The sequence below is a fragment of the Oerskovia sp. NPDC060287 genome (assembly GCF_042726775.1).
Lineage (GTDB): Bacteria > Actinomycetota > Actinomycetes > Actinomycetales > Cellulomonadaceae > Oerskovia > Oerskovia merdavium.
This window is the reverse complement of sequence record NZ_JBHXBO010000104.1, coordinates 1-14534: the sequence shown is the minus strand read 5'-3', so window position 1 is coordinate 14534 and position 14534 is coordinate 1. Positions and strand designations below refer to the sequence as shown.

The 14534-nt window shown below is 73.3% G+C and carries 7 protein-coding genes; 1 reads left to right on the top strand and 6 read right to left on the bottom strand.

From position 1 onward, the window contains the following. Window positions 1-33 precede the first annotated feature (33 nt). The 6 genes from glgB to ACFWFR_RS10885 form a co-directional block, all read right to left on the bottom strand. The gene (gene glgB, locus ACFWFR_RS10910) at window positions 34-2337 is read right to left on the bottom strand and encodes a 1,4-alpha-glucan branching protein GlgB (protein ID WP_191799953.1); all 2304 of its coding nucleotides are present in this window, start codon (window positions 2335-2337) and stop codon (window positions 34-36) included. Window positions 2338-2476: 139 nt separating this feature from the next. Beyond that, window positions 2477-5275 carry a glycoside hydrolase family 2 protein gene (locus tag ACFWFR_RS10905; RefSeq protein WP_377622975.1) on the bottom strand — a complete coding sequence of 933 codons (2799 nt, stop codon included), beginning with the start codon at window positions 5273-5275 and terminating at the stop codon, window positions 2477-2479. 44 nt (window positions 5276-5319) lie between these two features. Then, entirely contained in the window at window positions 5320-6021 is a 702-nt protein-coding gene (locus tag ACFWFR_RS10900; protein ID WP_377622974.1) for a hypothetical protein, read from the bottom strand. Between the two features lie 72 nt (window positions 6022-6093). Then, window positions 6094-7644 carry an aminoglycoside phosphotransferase gene (locus ACFWFR_RS10895; protein WP_377622973.1) on the bottom strand — a complete coding sequence of 517 codons (1551 nt, stop codon included), beginning with the start codon at window positions 7642-7644 and terminating at the stop codon, window positions 6094-6096. A gap of 93 nt (window positions 7645-7737) precedes the next feature. Further along, window positions 7738-9588, bottom strand: a complete 1851-nt coding sequence (gene treS / locus ACFWFR_RS10890; protein WP_377622972.1) for a maltose alpha-D-glucosyltransferase — start codon at window positions 9586-9588, stop codon at window positions 7738-7740. Continuing rightward, window positions 9585-11615 carry a maltotransferase domain-containing protein gene (locus ACFWFR_RS10885; RefSeq protein WP_377622971.1) on the bottom strand — a complete coding sequence of 677 codons (2031 nt, stop codon included), beginning with the start codon at window positions 11613-11615 and terminating at the stop codon, window positions 9585-9587. The genes treS and ACFWFR_RS10885 overlap by 4 nt, the downstream gene beginning before the upstream one ends. Window positions 11616-11906: 291 nt before the next feature. Here ACFWFR_RS10885 and glgP point away from each other — a divergent pair, with 291 nt between their 5' ends. Further along, a complete protein-coding gene (gene glgP, locus ACFWFR_RS10880; RefSeq protein ID WP_377622970.1) occupies window positions 11907-14492 on the top strand; it encodes an alpha-glucan family phosphorylase in 2586 nt (861 codons plus the stop codon). Window positions 14493-14534: the final 42 nt, after the last annotated feature.

Genomic DNA, 14534 nt, shown 5'->3' with positions numbered 1-14534 from the left:
GAGGCCCTTCGTCGTTCGCTCAGAGACCTGCCGTCAGACCTCGGGCACGGGCTCGAGGTAGAGAGCCCCGAGCGGCGGGACGCGCAGCTCGACCGAGGACGCGCGTCCCTTCCAGGGCCGCGGCTCGGACTCGACCTCGCCGAGGTTGCCGACCCCCGAGCCGCCGTAGACCTCGGCGTCGGTGTTGAGGACCTCGCGCCAGCGCCCGCCGTGCGGCAGGGCGAGGCGGTAGCCCTCGTGGGGGGTCCCGGCGAAGTTCACGACGACGGCGACCTGGTTCCCGGCCCCGTCGCGACGCAGGAACGCCAGGACGTTGTGGTCGGCGTCCTCGGCGTCGAGCCACTCGAAGCCCGCCGGGTCGTGGTCGAGGGCCCAGAGGGCGGGCGTGCGCCGGTAGAGGTCGTTGAGGTCGCGCACGAGGCGCTGCACCCCGGCCTTGCCGGGGTCGCCGAGCCCCGCCCAGTCCAGGCTCGCGGCCTCGTTCCACTCGGCGTGCTGCGCGATCTCGGAGCCCATGAAGAGCAGCTGCTTGCCGGGGTGGGACCACTGGTAGGCGAGGAACGAACGGACGCCCGCGCGCTTCTGCCAGTCGTCACCGGGCATCTTGCCGTAGAGCGAGCCCTTGCCGTGCACGACCTCGTCGTGACTGATGGGCAGGACGAACTGCTCGGAGTAGGCGTAGACCATCGAGAACGTGATCTCGTGGTGGTGGTAGCGCCGGTTGATGGGCTCCTCGGCGACGTAGCGCAGGGAGTCGTTCATCCAGCCCATGTTCCACTTGAGCCCGAACCCGAGGCCGCCCGCGTCGGTGGGGCGCGTCACGCCCGGCCAGGCCGTGGACTCCTCGGCGATCATCATCACGCCGGGCGTGCGGCGGTAGGCCGTCGCGTTGGTCTCCTGGAGGAACGCGATGGCCTCGAGGTTCTCGCGCCCGCCGTGCACGTTGGGGTGCCACTGGCCGGGGTTGCGCGAGTAGTCGAGGTAGAGCATCGAGGCGACGGCGTCGACGCGCAGCGCGTCGACGTGGAACTCCTCGAACCAGTACGTCGCGTTGGCGACGAGGAAGTTGCGCACCTCGTTGCGCCCGAAGTCGAACACATACGTGCCCCAGTCCGGCTGCTCGCCGCGCAGGGGGTCGGGGTGCTCGTAGAGCGGGGTGCCGTCGAAACGAGCGAGCGCCCACTCGTCCTTGGGGAAGTGGGCGGGCACCCAGTCGAGGATCACGCCGATCCCGGCGCGGTGCAGCGTGTCGACGAGGTGACGGAAGTCGTCGGGGTGCCCGAACCGCGAGGTCGGGGCGTAGTAGCTCGTGACCTGGTAGCCCCACGAGCCGCCGTAGGGGTGCTCGGCCACGGGCATGAGCTCGACGTGCGTGAACCCGGTCTCGAGGACGTACGCGGTGAGCTGCTCGGCGAGCTCGCGGTAGCTCAGCCCCTGCCGCCAGGAGCCCAGGTGCACCTCGTAGATGCTCACGGGGCCGGTGTGCGGGTCGCGCGCCGTGCGCTCGGCGATCCAGTCGGCGTCGGTCCACTCGTGCCGGGACTCGACCACGACGCTCGCGTTGGCGGGCGGGACCTGCGTGCCCTTGGCCAGGGGGTCGGCCTTCTGGAGCCACGTCCCGCCCGGGGTGAGGATCTCGTACTTGTAGAGCGTGCCGGGGCCGATCCCGGGCACGAACAGCTCCCAGACCCCGGTGTCGCCCAGCGCGCGCAGGGCGTGCGTCGTGCCCTGCCAGTGGTTGAAGTCGCCGATGACGCGCACGGCGCGCGCGTTGGGTGCCCAGACGGCGAACGCGGTGCCGCTCGTGGTGCCGGGGGAGCCGGGCTCGCCCAGGACGCTCGGGTAGGTCGTGGGGTTGGCGCCGAGCACCGTCCACAGTTCTTCGTGGCGGCCTTCGCGCACCAGGTGCTGGTCGACCTCGCCGAGGGTCGGCAGGAAGCGGTACGGGTCGTCCTGGAGCGTCGTGGTCTCGCCGTAGCGTGCCCGGATGCGGTAGTCGGGGGCGTGCAGCACGGGCGTGGACCGGGCGTCGGCGCCGAGCGGCTCGTCGACCGCGGCGGGCACGACCGCGACCCAGATCCCGTCCTGCTCGTGCGTCGCGGCGAACTCGCCGTCGAGGGTCACGATCGTGACCTCGTCCGCGAGCGGGCGCAGGACGCGCACGGTAGCCGCACCCCCGGTGCGGCCACCGGGGAGAGGGACGGCCGTCAGGTGCGGGCCGAGGACCCCGTGCGGGTCGAACGACCGTCCCTGCGCGACGGCCGCGAGCGCCGCGGGATCGGCAGGGACGACGGGGAGCGGTGGGAGGGAGCTCGGAGGTGTCGATGACCCGGTCATGGGCCAACCTTTCCACGTCGCCGGGCTGCTTGTGCACTCCCCGCGCCGCGCCGCCGTCGCGTCGGCCTGTGTTCACCCGGGCCGGGGGGCGGCGCGGGCGCCGAGAGGCCGCGGTCGGGGTCGCGGCCGGCGGGTGGGGTCACGCGTCAGCGCGCGGTGTGCCGGTGCCCGGTACGAGCTGGTTGGCCGAGCGCAGGACGCCCCGGGCGACCAGCGCGTCGGGGTCGAGGGCCTCGGGAGAGGTCACGGTGAAGGTGACCCTCTCGCCGGGCAGGAGCGTCACGAGCTGGTCGTCCACGGTCGCGTCGGGGTGCGCCTTGTCGGCCAGCAGCGCGACGTCGCGCGTGAGCTCGCGGGCCGTGACGGCGACCTCGTAGCGGTATGCGGGCCCGTTCGACCGGGCGGGAGCCAGCAGGGATCCGGGCACGGGGAGCGGCGGGTCGCCCGCCCGCTCCAGCACCCGCACCGCGGTGTCCAGGCCGGAGTCGGTGAGCGCGCTGTCGCGCGGTTCGGCGAAGAACCACAGCCCGCGCTCGGCGCCCAGGGTCGCGACGACCAGCTCGTCGCGCGCGCTCGCGGCGGCCGCGACGTCGTCGGGCAGGAGGACCGTGCGCGTCTCGCGCGGCGCCAGCCCGACGACGGCGCTCGCCTCCGCGAGGACCGTGCCGTCGTAGCGCACGCGGCGCTGGACGAGCGTCCCGCTCCAGGCGTCGGGCGAGTCGTTGACGACGACCACCGCGAGGGCCGAGGGGCCGCCGGGGACGGGTGCGCCGCCGTCGGGCCTGCGGGGCTGGACCGTGACCAGGCGGTCCCGGTACGCGTGCCGGAGCGCGGACAGCGTGGGCTTGGCGCGACCCGCGCCGTCGACCGCGGCCCACGACGTGACGGGCCAGCAGTCGTTGAGCTGCCACACGATCGAGCCCGCGCAGCGCGGGCTCCACGAGCGCAGGTGCTCGATCCCGACCGTCATGGCGTTCGCCTGGTTGAGGGACATGGCCCAGTGCCAGTCGTCCATGTCGTCGGGCAGCGCGAAGTGGGGGAGCAGGCCGTCGGTCAGCTTGTCGTTGCCCTGCGCGGCCTTCTGGTGCACGAGCATCCCGGGGGACTCGGGCGTGAGCGGGTCGTCCGACAGAGCGTCACGCAGCGTCGACCAGGTGGGCGGGCCCTGCCAGCCGAACTCGGCGACGAAGCGCGCGACGTGGTCGCGGTACACCTCGTAGCCCTGGCGGTTCCACGCGTCCCACAGGTGCACCGAGCCGTGCGCGTCGAGGTTGGGGTGCAGGTCGAGCGTCCCCGACCACGGGCTGCCCGGCGTGTAGGGGCGGCCAGGGTCGAGCTCCGCGAGCAGCGCGGGCAGCAGCCCGGTGTAGTAGCCCAGGCCCCACGTGCGGCCCTGGAGGCGCGGCTGCCAGTCCCAGTCGTGGAAGCCCCACAGGTTCTCGTTGTTGCCGTTCCAGAGCACGAGGCTCGGGTGCGGGGCCAGGCGGGTCACGTTGTCGCGGACCTCGGCCTCGACCTCGCTGCGCAGCGGCTCCTCCTCGGCGTACGTCGCGCACGCGAACAGGAAGTCCTGCCACGTGAGGATGCCGCGCTCGTCGCACAGGTCGTAGAAGTCGTCGGCCTCGTAGATCCCGCCGCCCCAGACCCGCAGGAGGTTGACGTTCGCCTGCTCGGCCTGGGTGATGCGGGCGGCGTACCGCTCGCGCGTCACGCGGTGCGGGAACGCGTCGTCGGGGATCCAGTTGGCGCCGCGCACGAGCACGGTCTGGTCGTTGACGACGATCACGAAGGACGTGCCGGGCTCTCCGTCGTGCTCGTCGGGCTCCATCTCGAGGCGGACGGTGCGGAAGCCCACGCGGTTCCGTCGCACGTCGAGGGGCCCGACGACGGCGCGCGGCTCGCGCGGTGCGGCAGCGGTCGGGGACGGGGCGACGACGGCGTCAGTGCCGGCCAGGAGCTCGACCGTGACCTCGTACAGGGGTTGTTCGCCAAACCCGCGCGGCCACCAGCGCCGCACGGCCGGGAGGTCGACGTCGACGACCGCGGACGTGGCGCCCGCCGGGACCAGGGCTGTCGCCACGAGGCCCGCGACGTGGACCGCGACCCGGACGTCGACGGCAGCAGGCATCTCGACACCAGCGCTGCTGCTCTCCTCGGCGCGCCCCGCGTGCTCGTCCGCGCGCTCGAGGTCGATGTGGACGGCGAGGCGCCCGGCGACGGGGGCGTCGGCAGCGGTCGGCGTGCGTGCCGAGCCCTCGACCGTCGCCACGGGACGCACGGCCGCGAGCCGGGCGCCCGACCATGCCTCGAGCGCGAGGGGACGCCAGATGCCCGACGTCGCGGTCTCCAGGCCCCAGTCCCACCCGAAGCTGCACGCCATCTTGCGGATCGCGTTGAACGGGTGGGGATTGGTGTGGGGGCGGTAGCCCATGGCCACGCTCTGCGCCGCGGCGTACGCGAGCGGCGAGGCGAACCGGACGACCAGCTCGTTGGTGCCCGGCCGCAGGTGCTCGTCGACCGGCAGACGGTAGGTGCGGTGCTGGTTCGCGGTCTCGGCGAGCAGGTATCCGTTGAGGCTCACGGTGGCGACGGTGTCGAGCCCGTCGGCGACCAGGTCGTGGCGCTCGTGGCCGTCGGGCGCCCACTCGAACGTGGTCCGGTACTCCCAGTCGCAGCGCCCGATCCACGCGAGCACGTGCTCGTTGTCGTCGAGATAGGGGTCGGGGACGATCCCGGCCGTGACGAGGTCGGTGTGCACGGTGCCGGGGACGGTCGCGGGGACCGGGGCGTCGAGGCGTGCGGCGAGGTGGGCCGGGACAGGGCCGGCCGTGGCCCGCACGGTCCAGCCCGTGTGCAGCTCGCGGCGCTCGAGGCTCCGCAGGGGAGACGTGTCGCCGTCGAGCGCCGTCGGGGTGGGGGAGGCGGGGGCCGAGGTCACGGGTGGCTCCAAGGGTGAGGGATCGTCGTCGAAGCGCGGCACCATCATGCCTGGTGGCGCGGCCTTCCCGATGCAGCGGACGGCGACGGCTCGTCGCGCGCGGCGAACCAGTCGTCGACGGTCGTCGGGACGGACCTCGGCAGGCCGACGGCCTCACGGAACGGCACCCACACCCGGTCGGGGACATCCTCGGCGAACCACTCGAAACGCCGGACGCCGGACGCGGCGATCCTCCCCGCGTCGCCCGGGGCGACCCCCACGGCCCGCACGAAGGTCAGATCGGTCAGGTGCGGCGCCGCGAGGACGCCCTCGATCCCGTCGAGGCCGGGCAGACGTCCCAGGTCGACCCACGACAACAGGGTCAGCCGAGCGAGCGACGGGACCACCTGCAGGTCCTTGAGACCGTAGAGAGCGAGCATCTCGAGCGAGACGAGCCCGGCCACGGCCGAGACGTCGGTCAGTCGCCGGACGCCCTGGACCGTGAGCCCGCGCAGGTTCCGGCAGCCCGCCAGGTCGTCGAGGTCGGGGGCGCTGCCGTCGAGGAGGTGGAGGCGTTCGAGCCGCGGGAGCGCCGCGTACAGCCCGTGCGGCGAACGCGTCGCGCGCGCACGGACGCTCCGGGCGGGAGCCATCCACGAGGCGTCCGAGAGGTCGAGGCGCGCACGGTCGAGCACCAGGACGTCGGGCGCCTCCCACCTGGCGGTCTCACCGTGCCTGTCGACGTGCCGGTCGACGCTGCTCGTCATGGCGACAGCAGACCACGAGCCACCCACGAGGTGCGCACGGGCCCGAGGGCGACCGGCACGTCGTGCGTCCCGCTAACGCCCGCCCAGCAGCCGGTCCACGGCCGTGAGCGGGATCGGCTCCCACGCGGGCCGGTTGCGCGACTCGTACACGACCTCGTACAGCGCCTTGTCGAGGACGAGCGCCCGCAGCAGGGCCTCGGTCGTCGCGACCGAGAGCCCGGCCGTCCCGTCGTCCTCGCCCACGGCCCGCCGGTAGCCCTCGACGAACGCCGTGCGCGCGGTCGTCGTCCAGCGGGGTGAGCGGGCACCGCCGACCGCAGCCGCGTAGTCGAGCGAGCGCACGATCCCCGCGACGTCGCGCAGCGGCAGGTCCGGGCGCGTGCGCTCGGACACGGGCCGCAGGGGCTCGCCCTCGAAGTCGAGGATCTTCCAGCCGTCGCCGCGCGCGTGCAGGGCCTGGCCCAGGTGCATGTCGCCGTGGATCGCCTGGAGCAGGGGCGGGGGAGCGTCGTCGCGCGCCAGGCGCTCGCCGACCTGGTCGAGGAACGCCTCGACGAGCGGGGCGCGCCGTGCGAGCGGGATCGAGCCCGCGCAGGCCTCTCGGGCCCGACGGCGCAGGTCGCCCAGCAGCCAGCCCGCCTCGAGCGGTGGCCCGGTCGGCAGCGCCACGCGCAGCGCGCCGTGCATGCTCGCGAGCGTCGCACCGAGCTCGGCCGCGAGGTCGGCGAACGAGCGGTCCTGGGACGCGTAGGCGCACGCGAGCTCGAACCCGTCCTGGGCGTCGGTCACGAGCTCGCTGAGGATCGCGAGGTGCGCCGTCCGGGCGGTCGCCCCGGCCGACGGCCCGGGGCCCGACCCACCCGGCCCGGCGCGTCGACCGGGGACGTCGACCGCGTCCCACGAGGCCTCGACCCAGCCGAGCGGGCGAGGGACGCCCGTCCACCCGACCCGGGCGAGCGCGTCCGGGACCACGACGTCGGGGTGCGCGCCGATCGCGACCGTCCGCAGGATCTTGAGGATCGAGCCACCCGCGACCCCGGGCAGGATCACCGACGTGTTGGACTGCTCGCCCCCGACGGTCCGGGCTCCTGCCAGGTCCGGGTGCTCGCCGGGTCCTCCCGCCCGAGCCCCCTCGGCCGGCTCGAGCACCGCGAGGAGAGCCACCCACAGGTCGGGGTGCGTGGCGCCGTCGTGCACCGCGAGCGGAGCGCCGAGCGGGTCGCCGGGCCGGGCGGCCGGGCCCGGCACGAAGCCGACCAGGCCCGGCAGGGGCGTACGAGCCGCGTCCTGGGCGCCCGCGCCGGACCCGGCGTCGGGAGAGGCGGGCTCGCCCGATGCCGCGAGCCGACCCGCGGGCGTGAGCACGAGCGGGACCTGGATCACGAGGTCCACCCCCTCGCCCTCGACGCGCAGCAGGTGCAGCGTGCAGCGGTCGGTGAGCGCGAAGCTCAGCCACGGGACGTGACGCACCGCCACACCCTTGACCGGGTACCAGCGCTGGGTCGGCAACCACGCGTCGAGCAGGCCCAGCAGGCGTGCGTCCGGGACCGGGGCACGCTGCGCCGACCCGAGCGGTCCGTGGCGGGACGCGACGGGCGGGGACGAGACGGTCTTCGGGACCACGTCAGCTCCTTCTGCCGTGCAGGGCGAGGGCTGCCGGGCTGGTCGCCGCGACACCGCCCACGTCGGCGTCCACGACGCCACGGGCGTCAGCGTCTACGACACCGTGAGCCAGTAGAAGTCCCTCGAACCCCATGTCATCACGACGTCGCCGTCCTCGCTCACCGGAGGGAACGGTGCGCCGCCGAACACGTCGGTGAGCGTCGCCCCGGCGTGCTCGGGCAGGTGGATGGTGGCGGTGCGCGCGGTCGACGCGAGGTTCGCGACGCACAGGATCGTCTCGGCCTCGTTGCGACGCAGGAACGCGAGCACCGCGTCGTTGTCGCTGGTCAGAGTGACCTGCTCCCCGTCCCCGAACGCGGGGTGCAGGCGGCGCACCGCGAGCATCCCGTGGACCCAGTGCAGCAGCGACGTCGGCTGTGCGAGCTGGCCCTCGACGTTGACGTAGCCGTAGTGGTGCACGAGCGACTGGATGAGCGGCAGGTACAGCTTGCCCGGGTCGGCGGTCGAGAAGCCCGCGTTGCGGTCCGGCGTCCACTGCATGGGCGTGCGGACCGCGTCGCGGTCGGGCAGCCAGATGTTGTCGCCCATCCCGATCTCGTCGCCGTAGTACAGGCACGGGCTACCGGGTAGCGACAGGAGCAGCGCGTGCGCGAGCTCGATCTCCTTGCGCGAGTTGTCCAGGAGCGGAGCCAGGCGGCGGCGGATGCCGACGTTCGCACGCATGCGCGGGTCCTGCGCGTACCACCCGTACATCGACGCGCGCTCCTCGGTCGAGACCATCTCGAGCGTGAGCTCGTCGTGGTTGCGCAGGAACGTGCTCCACTGGGCGCCCGCCGGGATGGGCGGGGTGTCGCGCAGGATGTCGACGATCTGGTTGGCCCGCTGGTCCTTGATCGCGTAGTAGATGCGCGGCATCACGGGGAAGTGGAAGCACATGTGGCACTCCGGCTCCTCCTCGGTGCCGAAGTAGTCCACGACCTCCGCAGGCCACTGGTTGGCCTCGGCGAGGATGATCCGGCCGGGGAACTCGGTGTCGACCATCTCGCGCACCCGCCGCAGGAACCGGTGCGTCTCGGGCAGGTTCTCGCAGTTGGTGCCCTCGGCCTCGAACAGGTACGGGACCGCGTCGAGCCGGAACCCGTCCACGCCCACCTGCAGCCAGAACCGCGTCACGTCGAGCATGGCGTCCGCGACGCGCGAGTTCTCGAAGTTGAGGTCCGGCTGGTGCGAGAAGAACCGGTGCCAGAAGTACTGTCGCCGCACCGGGTCGAACGTCCAGTTGCTCGTCTCGGTGTCCACGAAGATGATGCGGGCGTCCTGGTAGCGCGTGTTGTCGTCGCTCCACACGTAGAAGTCGCCGTACGGACCCTCGGGGTCGGCGCGCGAGGCCTGGAACCACGGGTGCTGGTCGCTCGTGTGGTTCATGACCAGGTCGATCACGATCCGGATGCCGCGCGAGTGGGCCTCGGCGATGAGCTCGGTGAAGTCGGACATGGACCCGTACTGGCCCGCGATCGCGGTGTAGTCGGCCACGTCGTACCCGCCGTCCCGCAGGGGCGAGGGATAGAACGGCGGCAGCCACAGGGCGTCGATCCCGAGCCACTGGAGGTAGTCGAGCCGGTCGATGAGCCCGCGCAGGTCTCCCGAGCCGTCGCCCGACGAGTCCGAGAAGGCGCGGACCAAGACCTCGTAGAACACCGCGGTCCGGTACCAGGAGGGGTCGTCCGACAGTCCCGCGCGCTGCGCCAGCGGCGCGGCCGGCTGCCGCCGGGGAGGCAGCGCACCCACGGGCAGGGGAGCCGGGGCCGTCGCGGGCGCGACGGGAGCAGGGCCGGCCGCGTGGCCGTCCCGGGCGACGCCACCCGGGACGCCGCCCGGCACCCCGCCCGACGTGGCAGACGGCCCCTGCCCCCCGGCGGGCGGCAGGTACGGGGGTGCGGTCATGGCGCGCCCACGTGGATGACGTGCGCGACCTGCTCCTGCGGCACGAGCCGGACGTACACGTCCTGCCCCCACCCGTACGAGGCACCGCTCAGGAGGTCGTGCGCGACGAACTGCCCGTGCTCGGCGGGTACGCCCAGGGCCGCGAGATCGAGGTGCACCATGGACTCCTGCGTGCCCCACGGGTCCAGGTTGACGACCACGATCACGGTGTCGGCGGGCTCGGGCGTCCCGTCCGGCGCCACGCGCGCCGGCAGGCGGCGCGAGAACGCGAGGACCTGGTCGTTGCTCGTCGGGTGGATCGTGAGGTTGCGCAGCTGGCGCAGCGCGGGATGCTCGCGGCGCACCTCGTTGAGCCGCGTCAGGAGCGTCGAGATCCCGATCTCCTGCGCGAGCGCCCAGTCGCGCGGCTTGTACTCGTACTTCTCGTTGTCGATCTGCTCCTCGACCCCGGGACGCGGCACGTTCTCGACGAGCTCGTAGCCCGAGTAGATCCCCCAGGTGGGCGAGCCGAGGGCCGCGAGCACGGCCCGCACCGCGAACCCGGCGACCCCGCCGTGCTGGAGGTAGGGCGGCAGGATGTCGTGCGTCGTGGGCCAGAAGCTCGGACGCATGTAGGACCCCGCGGGTCCCGAGACCTCGGCGAGGTACTCCGCGAGCTCGGTCTTCTCGTTGCGCCACGTGAAGTAGGTGTACGACTGGTGGAACCCGATGCGCGCGAGCGTGTGCATCATCGCGGGCTTGGTGAACGCCTCCGACAGGAAGATCACCTCGGGGTCGGTGGCACGGACCTCGGCCAGCAGCCACTCCCAGAACTCGAGCGGCTTGGTGTGCGGGTTGTCGACCCGGAACGCCGTGACGCCGCGCGCGATCCAGACCCGCACCACGCGCAGCACCTCGGCGTAGATGCCCGCGGGGTCGTTGTCGAAGTTCAGCGGGTAGATGTCCTGGTACTTCTTGGGCGGGTTCTCGGCGTAGGCGATCGAGCCGTCGACACGCGTCGTGAACCACTCGGGGTGCTCGGTGACCCACGGGTGGTCGGGCGAGCACTGGAGCGCGAGGTCGAGCGCGACCTCCATGCCCAGGCGACGGGCCTCCTTCACGAACGCCCTGAACGTGCGCTCGCTGCCGAGCTCGGGGTGGATCGCGTCGTGCCCGCCGTCCTTCGAGCCGATCGCGTAGGGCGATCCCGGGTCGCCCGGCAGGGCGGTCAGCGAGTTGTTGCGGCCCTTGCGGTGCGTCGTCCCGATGGGGTGCACGGGCGTCAGGTAGACCATGTCGAAACCCATGTCGGCGATCGCGGGCAGGCGCCGGGCGGCGCTCGTGAACGTGCCCGACCGCCAGGTCCCGTCCTTGAGGCGACGCGCCCCCTCGGAGCGGGGGAACATCTCGTACCAGGCACCGGCCAGGGCGAGCGGCCGGTCCACCACGAGCGGGTACGTGCCCGACGGCGTCACGAAGTCCCGCAGAGGCGTGCGGGCCAGGGCGTCGCGCACCTCGGGCGACAGGGCTGCCGCGAGACGGGCCGGCGAAGGGCGAGACGGGTCCGCGAGGGCGGCCGCGCCGTCGTGCAGGGTCTTCGCGTCCTGCGGGCTGAGGCCCGCCAGGGCCGTGATGCGCTCGAAGAGCGCGACACCCTCGGCGAGCATGAGCTCGACGTCGATGCCCGCCGCGACCTTGATCGCGGCGTCGTGCGCCCACGTGCCGTACGGGTCCGACCACGCCTCGACACGGAACGACCAGGCTCCCGGCGCGTCGGGCGAGACCGTCGCGCGGAAGCGGTCGAGACCCGGAGCCACGTCGACCATGTGCGCCCACGAGTGGTCGCTGCCGTCGGGGGCGACGAGCACCGCGGTCGCCGCGACCGCGTCGTGCCCCTCGCGGAACACCGTGGCCTCGACCGGGACGACCTCACCGACCACGGCCTTGGCGGGCCAGCGGCCCCCCTCGACGACGGGGGAGACGTCGACGACCGGGATGCGACCGATCGGTGCGGCCGGCGCGACCGGGGGAGCCTCGCGGACCGGCATCGGGGGCACCGGTCGGGGTGCCGTCGGGGGCGCTGTGCGCGTCCTGCGGGGAGACACGGTCGAGGAGGCGCCGGCGGACGCGTTCGGGCGGGCGGTCGCGGGGGTCGCGAGGTTCTCAGGCACCTGCACAAGGTATCGAGCGCGGGCCGTGAGCGGCACCCGCAGAGCGGGTGTGGCGCCGAACCTCCACGCGCTCGCCGCTCGGCGGGCGGGTGAAAGTTCATGCAAGCGTTACAGGGAGGTGGTGGGCAGGGGGTGTGCGGCGACCGACTGTTGCGTACTGTCGGACCCGTGAGAGCGATCAGACGTTTCACCGTCCGCACCGTCCTGCCCGCCGAGCTGCACGACCTCGACGAGCTGTCCCTCAACCTGCGCTGGTCCTGGCACGCCCCCACGCGCCAGCTCTTCTCGGGGATCGACCCGCAGCTGTGGGACTCCGTGAAGCGCGACCCCGTGGCGCTGCTGGGAGCGCTCGGACCGGACCGGCTCGCGGCGCTCGCGGCCGACAACGGCTTCGTCGAGCGCGTGCGCGCGGCCGCTGCCGACCTGCACCGGTACCTCCAGGACCCCCTCTGGTACCAGCAGCAGGTCGCGGGCGGCGAGGCTCTCCCCGCGGCGATCGCCTACTTCTCCCCGGAGTACGGCATCACCTCGGTGCTGCCGCAGTACTCGGGCGGGCTCGGCATCCTCGCGGGCGACCACCTCAAGAGCGCGTCCGACCTGGGCGTGCCCATCGTGGGTGTCGGTCTGCTCTACGGCGCCGGCTACTTCCGCCAGTCCCTCACGCGTGACGGGTGGCAGGTCGAGACCTACCCGCTGCTCGACCCGGACGGGCTCCCGCTGACCATCCTGCGCGAGGACGACGGCACCCCCGCGCGCGTCTCGATCGACCTGCCCGGCGGGCGCGTGCTGCACGCGCACGTGTGGGTCGCGGCGGTCGGACGCGTGCCGCTGCTGCTGCTCGACTCCAACGTGCCGGGCAACGACGAGGCCGCCCGCAAGGTCACCGACCGCCTCTACGGCGGCGGCGGCGAGCACCGGCTCCAGCAGGAGCTGCTGCTCGGCGTGGGCGGGGTGCGCGCGCTGCGCCTGTGGTCGCGCCTGACCGGGGCCCCCGAGCCCGAGGTCTACCACACCAACGAGGGGCACGCCGGGTTCCTGGGCGTCGAGCGCATCCGCGAGCTCGTCGCGGGCGCGGGCCTCACGTTCGACGCGGCCCTCGAGGCGGTGCGGGCCGCGACGGTCTTCACGACCCACACCCCCGTGCCCGCGGGCATCGACCGGTTCGGCCGCGACCTCGTCTCGCAGTACTTCGGCGGGGACAACCAGATCCCCGGGATCGACGTCGAGCAGGTCCTCTCGCTCGGTGCCGAGGACTACGACGGCGGCGACCCGACGGTCTTCAACATGGCCGTCATGGGCCTGCGCCTGGGCGGGCGCGCCAACGGCGTCTCGCTCCTGCACGGCGAGGTCTCGCGGGGCATGTTCAACGGGCTGTGGCCGGGCTTCGACTCGCGCGAGGTCCCCATCACGTCCGTGACCAACGGCGTGCACTCGCCCACGTGGGTCGACCCCAGGATGGCCGCGCTCGAGGCCGAGAAGCTGGGGCTCGACGAGCTCACGGCCGACACCGCGTCGTCGGGCTGGCTGAACCCCGACGCCGTGACCGACGCCGAGCTGTGGGACATGCGCCGCGAGCTGCGCGGGCAGCTCGTCGACGAGGCCCGCAACCGGTTGCGCAGGTCCTGGCGCGAGCGCGGGGCCAGCCCCGCCGAGCTCGGCTGGGTCGACGACGCGCTCTCGCCCGACGTCCTGACCATCGGGTTCGCGCGCCGCGTCCCCACGTACAAGCGGCTCACGCTCATGCTGCGCGACCCCGAGCGCCTGCGCTCGCTGCTGCTCGACCCCGAGCGGCCCGTCCAGCTCATCGTCGCCGGCAAGTCCCACCCCGCCGACGACCAGGGCAAGCGGCTCATCCAGCAGCTCGTCCGGTTCACCGACGAGGCCGACGTGCGTGGCCGCATCGTGTTCCTGCCGAACTACGACATCGGCATGGCGCAGTCGCTCTACCCGGGCTGCGACGTGTGGCTCAACAACCCGCTGCGCCCGCTCGAGGCGAGCGGCACGTCGGGCATGAAGTCCGCGCTCAACGGCGGGCTCAACCTGTCGATCCTCGACGGGTGGTGGGACGAGTGGTACGACGGCGAGAACGGCTGGGCCATCCCCACGGCCGACGGCGTCGAGGACACCGAGCGTCGTGACGACCTCGAGGCCGCCGCGCTCTACGACCTCATCGAGACCCAGGTCGCCGCGCGCTTCTACGACCGCGACGAGCGGGGCGTCCCCGGTCGCTGGCTCCAGATGGTGCGGCACACGCTCGCGACCCTGGGACCCAAGGTCCAGGCCACGCGCATGGTCGCCGACTACGTGCACCGTCTGTACGGTCCTGCCGCGGTCGCCGGGCGCTCGCTCAACGGGCCGGGGTTCGAGCCCGCGCGCGAGCTCGCGGCGTGGAAGCAGCACGTGCGCGGCGACTGGCCGCGCGTCCGTGTGGACCACGTCGAGTCGAGCGGAATCCGCGAGGTGCCGCAGGTCGGCGACCTCCTGACGGTCAAGGCCTACGTGTCGCTCGGCGACCTGCAGCCCGGCGACGTCGAGGTCCAGGTCGTCCACGGTCGCGTGACCGAGGCCGACGTGATCGAGACCTTCACCGCCGAGCCGCTCGAGCTCGCCGAGACGTACGAGGCGGGGCGGGCGGCGTTCGCCGGGTCGGTGCGGCTCGAGGCGTCGGGCCCGTTCGGGTACACCGTGCGGATCGTGCCTCAGCACGAGGGGCTCGCGAGCGTCGCGGAGCTGGGGCTGGTCGCGAACGCCTGACCGGCTGTGCTGCCGAGGTAGAGGCCTGCCGCCCAGACAGTG